The sequence below is a fragment of the Vallitalea okinawensis genome (genome assembly GCF_002964605.1).
Taxonomy (GTDB): domain Bacteria; phylum Bacillota; class Clostridia; order Lachnospirales; family PQDH01; genus Vallitalea_A; species Vallitalea_A okinawensis.
The window spans coordinates 642,380-657,398 of the sequence record NZ_PQDH01000003.1 but is presented as its reverse complement, the minus strand read 5'-3'; the positions used below and the strand labels follow the sequence as shown (position 1 = coordinate 657,398).

The window sequence follows — 15,019 nt, the reverse complement described above, 5'->3', positions numbered from 1 at the left end:
TTTTAATATCATCAAAGTTTCCTGATTAACTACTTCAATAGGGTTCAGTTTAGAAATGGTGTAAATCCGGAACATTAGATGAAAGATAAATCATTTCAGAGAACCTCTTTTGAGTCAATATAATGCACTAGTTATAGGTTTTACATAATGTTAGATAAATTTATGGCACTTAAAATCCATGTAAGGGAGAGAGATTGATGATACAAATTTTAGGAGCAGTATTATTCGGTATTGTAGCGTTATTAACATTATTAATAGGTCTGGGATTTCCTCTGGGAGAATTTACAATGGGAGGTAGACACAAGGTATTGCCATCAAATCTAAGAATATTATGTTGGTGTTCTTTAATAATTCAAATGTTTGCTATTATTATTATATTGCAAGCTGGTAATATCATACCTCTTTGGTTCTCTGTTAAAACAACAAAATATATAGTTATATTTTTTGCGGTGTATTTAACGATTAATACAATAATGAACGTTTCTTCAACAAGTAGGAAAGAGAAATTTTTTGCAACTCCATTATCTATTTTAGCTTCAATAAGCTTTTGGATTACTGGATTAAATATGTAATTTATGAAGTCTGTATATTCTTAGGTATAATGTAATAACAGACTTTATACATCCTAATATATATTCAATTGCTGAAGCACAGTTGTCACCCGAAAGCAATATCAAAAGCAATTGATGATTGTAATGATTTGTCCACTTTTACGGATCTAACAGAAGATAGAAAACTATGTAAATAGAGAGGGGATCTAACGTGAATATTAGTCAGTTATATAAGTTAGGAAAGAAAGATATTAACAAAAGCGCTGAAATTCTAGCAAAGGCTTTTTACGACTATCCTATGTATAGGCATATATTGGGGGAACAACATAGTCTTGAGAATATAAAAGTTTTTCTTAAGTTTCTTATTAAATATTCAGTCCTATATGGAGAAGCATATGCATGTTCAAGTGAACTTGAAGGGATTATACTATTTACTGACTTTAAAGATTATAACATGAATTTCTTCAGGTCATTAAGAGCTGGCGTATTGTCGCTTATTAAACTGGGACAAGATAGTGGAAAAAAATTCACTGAATATGATGAGTTTTCAACTAGAATACATAAAAAAAGCCTAAAAGAACAACATCAATATCTAATGTTAATTGGTGTTGACCCTGAAAAACAGGGGCAAGGCTTTGGGAGCAAATTGTTGACTCCTATGTTGAGAATTGCTGAACAGAAAGGTCACCCTTGTTATTTGGAGACCCATAATGAAAATAATGTGCAAATTTATGAAAAGTATGGTTTCAAAGTGATTTCTGAAGATATTGTACCAGGTACTGATATTATTCAATTCTCTATGGTAAAAGATAATTAATGGCATTACGTAAATAAAAATAGATCAGTCCTATTGATATGTATTTTTAATGAGTGGTACGATAATTTTGTAACAAGTCATAATCCAATTCTATTCATTGATTTAGAGATTTTGACCACTTATTCATAGATTCATCCATAAGATCAAATGATGAGATATACTTGTATCATATTGAGAGGGGTGATAATATGAAGTTAGTGGTTAGAATCCTTGTTGTCATTATTGCTTTACTAGTTTTAGGTTATATTGCTGTTGATATAGTGTCTTCTCCGTTATCCGAAGAAGAAGGGACTTTGGCGATTGAAAAAAGTCTAGTAAAGTTTTTAGACAAATACGATGAAGTGGATAATGTGACCTTAAGGTTGTACTCTGGTGCAAGTGAATATGATGAATCTTTTGTAGTGGGTAGTAGAGATAATGGAGAACCTATTTCGGTTAACAGTCCATATCATATTGCTAGTATAGGTAAAACACTGACTACTACCATATTCTATATGCTGGACGAAGAAGGTATATTATCAGTACAAGATCCCATTAATCTATATATCGAGGAAGTTATGCTAGAAGACTTATTCGTATATGGAGGGGGAGATTATAGTAGCCAAGTAACCATTGAGCATTTATTGACTCATACTTCAGGAGTAGCATGTTTCTTTGATGGTCCCGTGGTAGAGGGGTATGGGATGCAGGAGTTAATGATTGTAGAACCTGATAAGTATTGGACACCTGAGGAGTTAATTGACTTCAGTAGGGAGTACCAAGTACCTGTGGGAATACCAGGTGAAACATTTAATTATTCAGACACTGGATACATGTTATTAATGTTAATACTAGAGAAAGTAATGGGCATACCCTACTATCAAGTTTTTCATGACAAACTATTTGATCCTTTAGGTATGAGAGATTCCTATGTGATGTTAGAAACTAGCCCATTTAATGAAGGGACAGAAGATATTCTTGGAATGAAGCTGGATGGAAAAGATATAAGTAAATCTAAGGTCTTGTCTGTAGGCCGTTCTGATGGCGGTGTGGTATCAACAACAGGGGATTTATTAATATTTTTTAATGCCCTACAAAATGGGGAATTGATATCACAGCAATCCTTTGAACAAATGAAGAGCTTTGATAAAATTTATGATAAAGGGATTATGTACGGTTCTGGTATGATGTCCTTTAATCTGAAGGAATTAGCGCTAATTTTTCCAGGGTTACCTACAATCTATGGTGGTGTTGGGACATCAGGTACTTTCATGATGTATGATGAAAGCAAGGATTTATATATTATTATGAATGTTGGGGTAGTAGACATGATGGAAGAAAGTGTTACCCAGATAATAAAAATACTCATGATTTATAATCAGATACAGTGATATTTGGTAGTAAGGATTGGTGCTTATGAAGATACATTTGTCTTGTTCAGAATGTGTGAATGAAAAGCTAAGGAAGCTGATGTTGCAAGAGGGAATTCAGGTAGATGATAATGGTCAGGTAGCTTTAGTTGAAAAGGGATATGAGATGCCTAGCCATAAGGTGTGTATTCTATTTGAAGCCATTGATTTTATGGAAGCATTTGAATTAGTTAAGCTTAAACATATAAATGATTCACAGTCAAATAAGGATAAGCAAGAGTTGAAGCAAATTGGGGATAGGCTTACGGCATACAATAACAATAGATATATATTAATAAATCCTCAAGACATACTGTATATTAATGTAAACAAGACAGAGGTGACCTGTATTACCAAGGATAAAACTTGTTACCTAAAGGAGCCCCTATATTACTATGAAGAAGAACTTAAGCATAAAAACTTCATTAAGATTAATAAGTCACAACTGGTAAATCTAATGAATGTGGTTGAGATTATTCCGTGGTTTAACTCTAGATTAGTTCTATTACTGGATAATGATATAAAGTTAGAAGTATCTAAGATGTATGCCAAATTACTCCGTAATGTGTTGGGTATATAAGGAGGGGTAACATGCTTGAAAAAATGAATGTAAAGAATATTGTCTATTCAGTTTATCTGGGTCTTTTTATTGGTGCTAGTATCCAATTTTATTTTGGTCAGCATAGAAATATTGGATTGTTCCTAGTGGTATTGATTATAAGTGGTATCATTGGCTTGCTTATTGGTGGGATTACAGAATTTTTCACTGCTTTGTTACCAATATCTATAGCCACAACCAATAAATATTATTTATTTAATAATATAATTGCATTGATGGTGACATTAATAGTATTTGCTTCAATCAGTAGATTCATAGATTTGTCCAAGCACCCCAAAAATAATATCTATATGATGCTTTTTATTTGTTGTACTATTTCAATCTGTAATTTGCTGGTCTATACGAACCATAAGCGGATAAATAAACGGTTAGAAAAGTATAAAAATTAATGATAGTTATGACTTACCTCTTACATTTGGCAGATAACTATGAGAAGGTTTATAGTCATATAGGAATAGTAGTCACCAACATTCCACACATGTAGAGGCTTGTGTACTGCTGAAGAGGCGTGAGTGTTGTGATAACAATAAAACATTATATATGGTGCTGTGTACTAATGAATTAGTGTTCAGCGCCCTTTTTGTGTATTTACATCATAAATTATTTTATTAATTACACTTGAATAACAATGGATTTACTAATATTAACTCTCAGGAGTTTTTGGAGATGGGTTATAGATAGTGATTAAGAAGTCACTTAAATTCTTATGAAAGAGACAATAAGGAGGTAATGATGACTAAAAGGGGAAATAAAAAAGTAATACTAGGAATAATAATTTTATTTTTATTGGCTATAAGTATTTTCTTGTATACTTCTAACAACTGGATTGAAAATACTAGATATATTATCTCTTCACCTAAAATAGAGGACCCCATTACTGTTGTTCATCTGTCAGATCTTCATGGAAAGCAATTTGGAGAGAACAATAGTAGACTTATGAAAAATATCGTGAAAGAAAATCCTGATATTATTGTGTTCACAGGTGATCTTATAGATGCTGTAAGAAATGAAAATATAGAAGAAAGTGTGGAATTTTTACAACAAGTATCGCAGTTTGCTCCAATATATTATATAAGAGGTAATCATGAATTCAATTCAAGTAGATATCAGGAAATAATGAATAAACTTAATGAAGTAAAAGGAGAATTATATATACTTGATGGAGACTATATAAATATCACATTAAAAGAACAGAAAATCAGTATTCTAGGGCTAGATAGAGATAAAGAGGGTGTAATGGAAAAGTTTTTATCGGAAGATGGATATAAAATAATTCTTGATCATTATTCAGAAAACTTCTTAGAGAATGCTAACCTTAGTCAATTAGATTGTGATTTAGTCTTAACAGGACATGCGCATGGAGGTCAATGGAGGTTACCTATAATTGGTGGAGTGTATTCTCCAGGGCAAGGAATTAACCCAAAATACTATCAAGGTATGTTTGAAGCTAATGGAAGTACACAGATAATTAGTAGGGGATTAGGTAATAGTATATTTCCACTTAGACTTTTTAATAGACCAGAAGTTATTACTATTGTTATAGAGTAGAAGATAATCATTCCTCAAGCTAAGCACGTCGGAGCTTAGCCCTTAGGAGTATGAGCACCTTGGCTCTAAGGTTGAGGAATGTCGTAAATACGGAAGGTTATACAAAATCGAAACCTAATTTCTAGACATTGATGGTGATATAAGGTAAAATAGAGAAAAGATATGAAAATTTGGTGATTTAATTGTTTAGAGAGATGTAGTCTTAGAGGGGTAAGAGTATTATGAAGCACTTGATAAGGTTCATACAACTGGTGATTATAAGGATTTTGAGAACTTAATAAAAGATGAAGTAGAGAATAGCTTGGATTTATATTTGAGTTTGGTATAAATTATGGTTCCCAATTAATTGGGGACCTTAAATTATATTATGTCAAAATGTCGATTAAAAGGCAAAAATGTAACATCTCCATGAGATAAATAATAAAAGGCAATTATCTTTTATTTTAAGTATAGTTGTTGGAGAGTAGTTAGATTTATTATATAGCAACGCATAAGTAAAAACGGAGGGAAAAGAATATAGGATGAGTATACGAGGATTAAAGAATGAAGGTAAAAATAAAATATGTATATTCTATTTTAGTGGAACAGGAAACACTGCTTGGGCAGTAGGTAAATTAGCCGAGAAATTACGTGTATTAGATTATGCGATTAAGCTAATAGACTGTGAAGATGAGATTGATTTTATTTCAGAAGTCGAATGTTGTGATATAGTTGGACTTGCTTTCCCAATTCATTCGTCTTATGCGCCTAAACTGTTTCAAGGTGTATTGAATAAGTTACCAAATTGTAAAGGTAAGCCTTTAATAGCACTTACAACTGCTGGTTATATGGCTGGAGATGTTTTGTGGTATACGTTAAAGTCATTGAAAAGTAAGGGGTATGTTCCAATTGTATTTAGCAATATCATCATAAGTAACAACATGCATCTTCCAGTATTATGTCCATTGCCTGTAACGAAACCCAATAAGCTTCCTAAGAAATTAGCAAAGGCAGAGAGAAAGATCGATAAGATGGTAAATTATATTGAGGAAGACATGTTACATATAGAAGGAGCTAATCCACTTGGTAGATTATTCGGTATTATGCAAAGAGGTATTGCTGGTAATTTTGAATCATTGGCATTTAAAGGATTTTATTCAGATGAGAGTTGTACTAAATGTGGTTGGTGCATAAAGAAATGTCCTAATAATAATATACAGATGGATAATAAAGGGGTAAAATTCCTTGGTAGTTGTATGATTTGCATGAGATGTTATAGCTTTTGCCCTAATCATTCTATTCAAATGACAATGAAAACAAAGAATCTAAAGAAATATAAACGATACACAGGACCCGAAGGAAAGAGACGATAATAAACATCGACTAACAATACGTTAGCATAAAGACATATACCTCAACTTGAGCTATAAACGGGTGGTCATGACTACTCATCTTGAATAATGAGGTAGCTTCAAAAAAATGAAGATGGAGGAATCTTTAATTTGAGTATTAATAAGAAAAATCCGTATGATGTAGAAAGCCATATCGCTGAAATATATGATAATATCGAATGTAATCGAGATGATGTAAATTTAATTTTACAACTACTAAAAGAGTTTAATTGTAAGAATATATTGGAGCCCTTTTGTGGGACAGGAAGAATACTATTATCTCTAGCTGAAAATGGCTTTGATGTAACAGGAATTGATGCATCTCATGTAATGTTAAATGCACTACAAAAGAAGCGAGCAGCCCAATCCACCAGTATAAGGAATAAGGTTAAAATTATTGTAGCAGATGTGACTGAGTATGGATGGGCTAAAGGGTATGATGCCATTATTTTAGGGTGTAACTGCTTATTTGAGCTGGCGACATTAGAAGAGCAAGAAAAGGTTTTGACAAAGGCATATAATTCAGTAAAATCAGGGGGATACATATTTATTGATAGTGATATTATAGAGAATGAATTACCGGACTATTGGTGTAAACTGAATACTGAAAATAGTGCATTTCCATCAGGATTGTGTGAGGATGGAATAGAACTTAAATCTTATTCAAAACCTACGTTCGTAGATAAGAAGAACAAAATATGGAAAGCTTCTAGAAGAACTGAAGTTTACAAAGATAGTAAAATTATTGCGGAGTATAGTTGGAAACAGCAAAAACATCCTATTGGATATAGTGAAATAATGAATATAGTAGCTAACCTAAACCTTTCTGTAATCAATGTGTGGGGAGACATAATCGGTAAGAAACCTTTTAAGTTAGGTTCTGGGCGTGCTACTTTTTGGCTAAAGAAATAAAAAGATTGTAGGATCATGTTAGGTAGGGTAAAATGAGCAAAGTAAATTTAAAAGAAGATGATCTTAAGCCATGAAACTGGATTTTCGGCAACAGAGCATTCCTTTTGGGTCTGATTCAACGATGTCGTAGATATGAGACGTTAGAAGATATATTTCCATGGCAATATCAAATTTATTTATTCAAACATCTAGAAAAACATTGGAGGGTTTTTATGAGTACTATTTTAGTTGTTGAGGATGAAAAAGCAATAGCAGACATACTAGCATACAATTTAGAGCGAGAGGGATATCATATATTAGTAGCTTATGATGGCAAGAAAGCCCTAGAAATTATTTTTGATAAGAAACCAGATTTAGTATTGCTAGACATAATGTTGCCAAAGGTAAATGGTTTTGAGGTATGTAAGAAAGTTAGAAGCCAACTAACAACACCGATTATAATGTTAACTGCTAGAGGGGATTCAGTGGATCAAGTATTAGGCTTAGAATTAGGAGCCGATGACTACATTAAAAAGCCTTTTGTTATGAAAGAACTATTAGCTCGAGTAAAAGCAAATTTAAGGCGGGTAAAAATGATGAATAGTGAATCAAATCTTAAAAACAGTCTAATCGAAATAGGAGATATAATTATTGATGATGAAAAATACGAAATAAGAATGAAGGATAAGGCACTAGACTTAACCTTACGAGAATATGAGTTAATAAAATTTTTGTCAAAAATACCGGGTAAAGTTTATACGAGAGAAGAGTTATTGAGTGAAGTATGGGGATATGAATATTTTGGGGATCTTAGAACAGTTGATGTGACTATAAGCAGATTAAGGGATAAGTTAAAATTGGATAATAATGATACAAGTGAATACATAATGACTAAGCGAGGAAGAGGGTATTATTTTAAAGTTAGTTAATTATACACTAAAAATCCATACGCCTTCTAACCCTTAAACATCAACTTAAGCCCGTTGCGACACTGGGTACATTAGCCCTTTGCAGAGCATGAGAACCTTCACTCTATAGTTGAGAAACGTCACAAATCCAGAACGTTATATAACAGAATAAATGGACTTTTAAGACTGATTTTAGGGGCCTAAATCGTTTATTATTACATCAAATCTACAGGAGGATTGAACATGGACATCTTATTAGGGAAAAAAGATAATTTGAATGAATTGGAACAACTATATAACGAATTAAACGATTACTTAGAAAAAGGGATAAACTATCCTGGATGGATAAGAGGTGTGTATCCAATAAGAGAAACTGCAATCAGTGGTATTGAAGAAGGGAATCTTTATATTGCCAAACAGGATGAAAGAATTGTGGGTTCGGTTATTTTAAATCATAAACCTGAACTAGCATATAATCAAGCCAAATGGAAACTAGTATCAGATTATTCAGATGTATTTGTGGTACATACTTTTGTGGTACATCCCGATTATTTAGGACAAGGTATAGGGAAAGCACTGTTGGAGTTTTCAATTATGCACTGTAGAAATTTAAATGCTAAATCAATCAGATTAGATGTATATGAAGGTAATACACCGGCGTTAAAAATATATGAAAAATTTGGCTTTGATTATATTGATACAGTTGATTTAGGGCTTGGTGATTATGGTTTAAAGTGGTTTAGGTTATATGAAAAATTACTTTAAATTAACAATCAGAAATAGGGTATAAACTCTCGGTGTTTTAGCTATTTACAGGGTGTGAGTACCTAATGAGAGTTGAAAAATAAATGAGTATAGTATTGATTAGATACATTAGTGTTTGATATGGTTTAAGATTTCAGGAGATTTCGGGTTATTAAATGATTAGGAGATATGTAAAATGAAGATTATCAAAAGAGTGAGTATATTACCAATATTAGTCTTAATAAGTTTTTTGTTGGTAAGTTGTGATATGAAAGACGAAGAGATGAGTGAATCTAAAACATATTCTAATGTTTATTATACTATAAAATATCCATCGAATTGGCGAGAACCTGAACTAATTGCACCTAAGGTATTTTTTTTGAAAGATGATAATAAATGTTCTTTGGATATAAAAGCACTACCGTATAAAGATTCTATAGAAGATTTAATACCTAAAGATGAATCTGAAGAATGTATTATTGACGGAAATAAAGGATATAAAGTTAAAATTGAAGAGAATAATGAGATTATCACATTTTATCTTATCCAAAAAAATGACATGCTTTTCGAAATGATGTTCAAAAGTCAAGTTGATGACTATAAAAATTGTCTAGCTTCTATGGATCAAATGATAAAATCATTTGAGTTTAATGACTTTGAGTCCATGAGTTTTGCAAATTGGAACCAATTTACTATAGAAAATATAGAAGTCTATTATCCAAATAACAGTGTTATAAATGATACCATAGAAGAATGGGGTAAAGATAGAGTTGAAGCATTTAATTATATAACTGAGTATTTAGATGTTCAATGGGAGTATGAACCGATTAAAATGTATGTTTTTGATTCGGAAGAACATGGTGAACAATATGGTTTGCAATTAGGGTTTGCGCTACCCGGTTACAACCATATATTTACTTTACATAACCAATACCCAGGACACGAATTAGCACATTGTGTATCCTATTATATTAATAATGGTGAGAGGATAGATTCAGCTTTAATTAATGAAGGTTTAGCTACACATTTGAATATGACTGGAAAAGACTATCATAGAATGACCGCAGATATATTACAAGAAAAGAGTTATACCATTAAATTATTAGGAGATGATTTTAGGAAAAATGAAGATGCCTATACTTTTGGAGCATCATTTGTTAAATATTTAATAGATAAGTATAGTTTAGAGTTGTTTAAAGAATTTTTTGCACAGAACCAATATAATGAAGAAGAAAGTTTTAGAGAGTTCTATGACAAAGAAGGAAATGTACTTGTAAATGAATGGATGGATTATTTAAAAACATATTAACTTATCCATTCCTCAATGTTTGATGCTCAAAACGTTAGATGACATAGCGAACTAGTTTTATAAGACGAGCTGTTTAGACTGAAAAAATTGATAATGACCATCTGAGATATCAGTAGTATCAAGTATATTATGTTTAGACTTTTATTAGGGTAAATCTAAGTAAGAAAGGAAGAAACTTATGATTACTATTTATGATTGGTTTGGCTATGAATTGCCGATTAAGGAACGTTATCAGTTAATAAAAAAAGCCGGATTTGACGGTGTTCTGCTATGGTGGAGCGAACACTTTAGTCGGAACGATTACCGCAACGGACCACAAATTGTGCGTGAAGCAGGTCTTTTTATAGAAAATATCCACACGCCAATCCAATATCAAAACAATCTCTGGCTTGACAATCAGGACGGTGAAGCTTTAGCGGATTGTTATTTGCAATGTGTTGTAGATTGTGCCGCATTTGAAATTCCGACAATGGTGGTACACCTACCCAACGAAGACAATCCATATAATGCATTGGGACTGGATAGAATAAAGAGAATTGCTGAAAAAGCTGAGCAGCTTGGTGTTAATGTTGCGCTGGAGAATTTACGAAACATTACCAATGTCTCATATGTATTGGACCAAGTGGATTCACTCCGTATCGGATTTTGTTACGACTGCTGCCACCACCACAACAACAATCCCAGCGATGACTTATTATCCATGTATGGTTCCCGCTTAATGGCACTACATTTACATGATAATGGTGGAAATTATGCCCAACACCAGTTACCATTTGACGGTATGATTGATTGGTCTACAACTATGAAAAAAATTGCGAAAACGAATTATTCAGGTGCTACTGCATTAGAGCCTATGAATTGGGATTATAAGGATTTATCAGCAGAGAAATTTTTACAAGAAGCCTTTAAGCGAGCAAAAAGGCTGGAAGCATTAAAACTCTATAATCCATGAAAACAGAAATAATCTTTAATAAACTTTATTATTAGTAGGATACCGTAATCGCAGCATCATCGCCTTATTTATATATTACATTTAAACTACGTCCTTATGGTTATTGGTAGCCTTAAGCACGCAACATCATCTAACAGCGTGTTCTGGACATGCACAGGAAATCAGAGGATAGGCACGTCGGGAACACACATAATGTTAGGCGATATTTAGTACTATTTTGGAGGTATTGTATGAAAAGAGCAATGATAATGATACTAGCGTTAATGTGTATGATAAATGTAGGGTGTATGGCTCTTGATTTAGATAATGAGCAAGAGCAAACAGAAAAAGATTTTGAAGAGATAAATCAAGTTAATAATATAGTTGAATCACCCAAATATCATGTGACAATAGAAGATTCTCAAGAGGCTCAAAAGCATCTAGATAGTGAAGAAGGTATAATAAAAGCAATAGATTATTTAATAAAGTCTAATCTAATAGAGGACTTAGATATTATTTATAAAGGAATTGATGATTTTAATAATGATGGAATAAAGGAAATCATTATTGCAACCGGTTATAACAGTGATGATATATATAGTAGATCTATCCAGCATGTATATGTTTTAAATAATAAATATGAAAAAGTAGATACCTTTAATGAAATTGAAGGAGATACAGGATATGGTTTTTGTGACATCAAGATTATAGATCTTGAAAATAACGATAATAAATATCTGTATATAGGACTTACTAATTCTATATCAATGTTAGGGTTTCAAATTTATGAATTTAATGGAGAAGAATTTGAATTGTTTGAGACATCAGCCTCTCCAGTTGGAGTTGGAGAGGATAAGTTGGTTGATGATAATAATGATGGTAAAATAGATGGGTATATTCAGAAAAGGTGGAGTTATGATGTTGCATATAGTACAACTAGGATTTATAAATTAAGTGAATTGGGAGTATTCAATTTAGAAGAAGTAAATATCACATTACCTGATTACCCAACAGAGGCAATGGACGTGTTTCTTCAATATGTAAAGTTAAATGGTATAATGTTGTCTTATGATGTACACATACCAGAAGTAGAGCAAAGAATTAATGAATTATGTGAAGATACTGATAAGCATAATTTTGGTGGATTAGCTTACGCAATAATGGTAAATGAGACTTACGGTGATACATATGAGATTAATTACGAAATTGAAGAAAACGTAGATGATACGGATATTATTGTCTCGTATAAGGATGAAATAGAAAATGTAGAGAAAAAATACCATATTTATCTTTACAAAAAGAAAGAAAAATGGAAGATTAGATCAATCAAATGAAGTAAAATTTGATTATTTACCAAGTTTTCTTACATATTTTATCTTTGCATTAATAGGATCAGTACTTATTGAAGTCTTAGTTAACATATTATTACTTAAGAAAGAATTTGGAGTGAAGAAAGTTATCAAGGAGACAGTCGTTACAAATTTATTATCTAGGCAATAGTAATTTCAATAAGGTACATAGCTAGTTTGTGATATAATGGTGGAATTAAAAATTACATAAGAATTGTTCGCAGCGATTATAAATAATACTAAATCTTATAATTACATATGTTTAGAAGATCAAGTAATATTAAATGTAAGGCATTGAGGTCTATTTCAAAGTCGTCGTATATCTGGAATTATAGAGGATGATGATGTCGGGATGCTTTTTGGGTCATTTTTAGTAAGAGTATTTATGGTATTAATAATGGGGTGAATAATGGTGCAATATGGAAAGATGTTAGGGGTAGGTAATACTGCAACTGTATATGAATGGAAAGAAGATAAGGTACTTAAGCTCTTTCATCGAGGATATCCTAGAGATGCAGTAGAAAAGGAGTTCAATAATGCACGGACGATAAATAGCTTGGACTTTGCAAAAGCTAAAGCCTATGAGATTATTTCTTGTGAAGAACAGCTTGGTATAATATATGATAAATTGGAAGGAGAATCTCTATTAGATTGGGTTTCGAGGACAGGGGATGTAGAAGGATGCGCAGTACACATGGCAAAGTTACATAAGCAAATCATAAGGAATAAAATTAGTAATGTGCCAAATTATAAAGAATTTTTAAAGGATAATACAGTTAATTTGCCAATGAGCAAACAGAAAGAAGTACTTAATATGTTAGAGAAGCTACCTGAAGCAAACACACTCTGTCATGGAGATTTTCATCCAGGTAACATATTTATTTCTAGTGATAGTACTATGATTATAGATTTCATGAATGTATGTCATGGAGATTATTTATATGATGTGGCACGAACTGTATTTCTGATAGAATATACGCCTGTGCCAATAGATTCTAAGGAACGAGAAATGATAATCTATTTGAAAAAAACTCTAGCGGATTTATATCTTATACAAATGGATGTAACTAGAGAAATGATACAAGATTATTTGTCAGTTATCATTATATGTAGGATGGCTGAATGTCCTGAAACTTCCTTCTAAGGTTGAGAAACTTCACAATTCTGGAACGTCATATAACATTAAAGCTATTATGTTGGTGCACTTAACCAAGTACGGTACGAGGAGAAAAAAGATGAATGATATTAAACCAATTAAATTTTTATCATGTTTTTTATTGTTTTTTATTTTTGGTATAATGTTTACATTTTACAACTACTTGTTAATTCCATTAATAATTGAAGAATTAGAAATTAGTCCATTCATAGTAACGCAAACAGTTTTTACTGTACTATTGAATGTCCCTATTTTCTTAACAACTTTAATTTTAGTAAAATCTGAGGGCAATGAACTTAGTTGGGAAAATATAAAGGTTAGATTAAACTTTCGCAAACCAGTTTTAAACGACTTTCTTTGGATGCTTGGAAGCCTAATTGTTGCTATAGTTATAACAGTACTTATTATATTATTACTCAGTGTTTTACCAATTTCTTTTGATTTGTTAGATTTAGAAAAGATTTCACCAATTATAATAAAACCTTTAAAGGGATTTGAACGATTATTTGTTTTATTTATGCCGATTTCTTTCTTTTTTAATTATGTTGGGGAAGAGATTCTTTGGAGAGGATATATCTATCCAAGACAAGAGCTAATTTATGGTAAGAAAACATGGATAATAAGTGGGCTATTGCATGGAGTATATCATTTTTTTATGGGGGTATCTGTGTTAGTTTTTTTACCAATTCTTTTAGCTATACCTTTTGTATATAGTAAAACAAAGAATATTTATATTGTTATCATTATGCATGCCTTATTGGGAGCACCAACTGATTTTTTATTAGCCATTGGCATTTAACATAATATAGAACTACTACAATGTGATGTGAGGGGGAGAGGAGATTTTAATGATTAATAGAAATTTTATTCCATTTCCAGAATTAGAAACAGAAAGATTGATACTTAGAGAAACCCAGAGTAAAGATGTTACTCAATTGTTTAAAATTCTAAGTGATCCTAAAGTAGCACAATTTGAATACTATTATCCAGTAAAAGCAAAAGAAGAAGCCAATGAATTTATTAAAAGATATAGAGTAGAGTTAGAAGAAAAAGAAGAAATAACGTGGGGAATTATATTAAAAAGTACTGATGAATTAGTTGGAATATGCTGTTTGGGAGATTTTAATGAAGGGGCAAGAAGAGCTGAAATTGGCTATGATATTACGCAAAGTGAATGGGGAAAAGGATTTGCAACTGAAGCAGTTGGAGCTATTGTTGACTATGGATTTAATGTTATGAATCTAAATAGAATTGAAGCTGCTATTACGCCTGGTAATGATGCCTCTGTAAAAGTATTAGAGAAACTGGACTTTACCAGAGAGGGACTACTTAGAGAGAGGGATTTGATGAAAGGCAAGCTAGAGGATGGAATAATTATGGCAATGCTTAGAAGAGAGTATAAACTATTGAGGGATTAAATATCACAGTTGATTAATAA

General features: G+C 31.9%; 16 protein-coding genes. All 16 read left to right on the top strand.

What is annotated here, in order from left to right:
* The first annotated feature begins 197 nt into the window (after window positions 1-197).
* The 16 genes from C1Y58_RS12645 to C1Y58_RS12565 all read left to right on the top strand — a co-directional run bounded on the left by C1Y58_RS12645 (window position 198) and on the right by C1Y58_RS12565 (window position 14,999).
* A complete protein-coding gene (locus C1Y58_RS12645; RefSeq protein ID WP_105616406.1) occupies window positions 198-572 on the top strand; it encodes a hypothetical protein in 375 nt (124 codons plus the stop codon).
* 190 nt (window positions 573-762) lie between these two features.
* On the top strand, window positions 763-1,368 hold the full coding sequence (locus C1Y58_RS12640) for a GNAT family N-acetyltransferase (RefSeq protein WP_105616405.1): 606 nt from the start codon (window positions 763-765) through the stop codon (window positions 1,366-1,368).
* A gap of 188 nt (window positions 1,369-1,556) precedes the next feature.
* Window positions 1,557-2,738 carry a serine hydrolase domain-containing protein gene (locus tag C1Y58_RS12635; RefSeq protein WP_105616404.1) on the top strand — a complete coding sequence of 394 codons (1,182 nt, stop codon included), beginning with the start codon at window positions 1,557-1,559 and terminating at the stop codon, window positions 2,736-2,738.
* Window positions 2,739-2,763: 25 nt separating this feature from the next.
* Window positions 2,764-3,336, top strand: coding sequence for a LytTR family DNA-binding domain-containing protein (locus C1Y58_RS12630; RefSeq protein WP_105616403.1), 573 nt, complete (start codon window positions 2,764-2,766; stop codon window positions 3,334-3,336).
* 11 nt (window positions 3,337-3,347) lie between these two features.
* Complete coding sequence (locus C1Y58_RS12625; protein ID WP_105616402.1) at window positions 3,348-3,764, top strand: hypothetical protein; 417 nt, start codon at window positions 3,348-3,350, stop codon at window positions 3,762-3,764.
* 343 nt (window positions 3,765-4,107) lie between these two features.
* Window positions 4,108-4,923, top strand: coding sequence for a metallophosphoesterase (locus tag C1Y58_RS12620; RefSeq protein WP_157950075.1), 816 nt, complete (start codon window positions 4,108-4,110; stop codon window positions 4,921-4,923).
* A 521-nt stretch (window positions 4,924-5,444) separates the two neighbouring features.
* The gene (locus tag C1Y58_RS12610; RefSeq protein ID WP_105616400.1) at window positions 5,445-6,275 is read left to right on the top strand and encodes an EFR1 family ferrodoxin; all 831 of its coding nucleotides are present in this window, start codon (window positions 5,445-5,447) and stop codon (window positions 6,273-6,275) included.
* 129 nt (window positions 6,276-6,404) lie between these two features.
* On the top strand, window positions 6,405-7,205 hold the full coding sequence (locus C1Y58_RS12605) for a class I SAM-dependent methyltransferase (RefSeq protein ID WP_157950074.1): 801 nt from the start codon (window positions 6,405-6,407) through the stop codon (window positions 7,203-7,205).
* A 212-nt stretch (window positions 7,206-7,417) separates the two neighbouring features.
* Window positions 7,418-8,113, top strand: a complete 696-nt coding sequence (locus tag C1Y58_RS12600) for a response regulator (RefSeq protein ID WP_105616398.1) — start codon at window positions 7,418-7,420, stop codon at window positions 8,111-8,113.
* A gap of 222 nt (window positions 8,114-8,335) precedes the next feature.
* Window positions 8,336-8,857 (top strand): GNAT family N-acetyltransferase, encoded by a 522-nt coding sequence (locus C1Y58_RS12595; protein WP_170311583.1) that lies wholly within the window; start codon window positions 8,336-8,338, stop codon window positions 8,855-8,857.
* Window positions 8,858-9,032: 175 nt separating this feature from the next.
* A complete protein-coding gene (locus tag C1Y58_RS12590; protein WP_105616396.1) occupies window positions 9,033-10,145 on the top strand; it encodes a hypothetical protein in 1,113 nt (370 codons plus the stop codon).
* Between the two features lie 178 nt (window positions 10,146-10,323).
* Entirely contained in the window at window positions 10,324-11,097 is a 774-nt protein-coding gene (locus tag C1Y58_RS12585) for a sugar phosphate isomerase/epimerase family protein (protein WP_105616395.1), read from the top strand.
* Window positions 11,098-11,327: 230 nt separating this feature from the next.
* Window positions 11,328-12,410 carry a hypothetical protein gene (locus tag C1Y58_RS12580; RefSeq protein ID WP_105616394.1) on the top strand — a complete coding sequence of 361 codons (1,083 nt, stop codon included), beginning with the start codon at window positions 11,328-11,330 and terminating at the stop codon, window positions 12,408-12,410.
* A gap of 424 nt (window positions 12,411-12,834) precedes the next feature.
* The gene (locus tag C1Y58_RS12575; RefSeq protein ID WP_207655744.1) at window positions 12,835-13,569 is read left to right on the top strand and encodes an aminoglycoside phosphotransferase family protein; all 735 of its coding nucleotides are present in this window, start codon (window positions 12,835-12,837) and stop codon (window positions 13,567-13,569) included.
* Window positions 13,570-13,660: 91 nt separating this feature from the next.
* A complete protein-coding gene (locus tag C1Y58_RS12570) occupies window positions 13,661-14,380 on the top strand; it encodes a CPBP family intramembrane glutamic endopeptidase (protein WP_157950073.1) in 720 nt (239 codons plus the stop codon).
* A gap of 49 nt (window positions 14,381-14,429) precedes the next feature.
* Complete coding sequence (locus C1Y58_RS12565) at window positions 14,430-14,999, top strand: GNAT family N-acetyltransferase (RefSeq protein WP_105616392.1); 570 nt, start codon at window positions 14,430-14,432, stop codon at window positions 14,997-14,999.
* Window positions 15,000-15,019: the final 20 nt, after the last annotated feature.

Excerpts from the sequence above, each read along its gene's own strand:
- C1Y58_RS12645 (WP_105616406.1), top strand. The coding sequence starts at position 198 with ATGATACAAATTTTAGGAGCAGTATTATTCGGTATTGTAGCGTTATTA.
- C1Y58_RS12620 (WP_157950075.1), top strand. The coding sequence starts at position 4,108 with ATGACTAAAAGGGGAAATAAAAAAGTAATACTAGGAATAATAATTTTA.
- C1Y58_RS12580 (WP_105616394.1), top strand. The coding sequence starts at position 11,328 with ATGAAAAGAGCAATGATAATGATACTAGCGTTAATGTGTATGATAAAT.
- C1Y58_RS12575 (WP_207655744.1), top strand. The coding sequence starts at position 12,835 with ATGGTGCAATATGGAAAGATGTTAGGGGTAGGTAATACTGCAACTGTA.
- C1Y58_RS12595 (WP_170311583.1), top strand. The coding sequence starts at position 8,336 with ATGGACATCTTATTAGGGAAAAAAGATAATTTGAATGAATTGGAACAA.
- C1Y58_RS12610 (WP_105616400.1), top strand. The coding sequence starts at position 5,445 with ATGAGTATACGAGGATTAAAGAATGAAGGTAAAAATAAAATATGTATA.
- C1Y58_RS12625 (WP_105616402.1), top strand. The coding sequence starts at position 3,348 with ATGCTTGAAAAAATGAATGTAAAGAATATTGTCTATTCAGTTTATCTG.
- C1Y58_RS12570 (WP_157950073.1), top strand. The coding sequence starts at position 13,661 with ATGAATGATATTAAACCAATTAAATTTTTATCATGTTTTTTATTGTTT.
- C1Y58_RS12585 (WP_105616395.1), top strand. The coding sequence starts at position 10,324 with ATGATTACTATTTATGATTGGTTTGGCTATGAATTGCCGATTAAGGAA.
- C1Y58_RS12600 (WP_105616398.1), top strand. The coding sequence starts at position 7,418 with ATGAGTACTATTTTAGTTGTTGAGGATGAAAAAGCAATAGCAGACATA.
- C1Y58_RS12635 (WP_105616404.1), top strand. The coding sequence starts at position 1,557 with ATGAAGTTAGTGGTTAGAATCCTTGTTGTCATTATTGCTTTACTAGTT.
- C1Y58_RS12590 (WP_105616396.1), top strand. The coding sequence starts at position 9,033 with ATGAAGATTATCAAAAGAGTGAGTATATTACCAATATTAGTCTTAATA.
- C1Y58_RS12565 (WP_105616392.1), top strand. The coding sequence starts at position 14,430 with ATGATTAATAGAAATTTTATTCCATTTCCAGAATTAGAAACAGAAAGA.
- C1Y58_RS12630 (WP_105616403.1), top strand. The coding sequence starts at position 2,764 with ATGAAGATACATTTGTCTTGTTCAGAATGTGTGAATGAAAAGCTAAGG.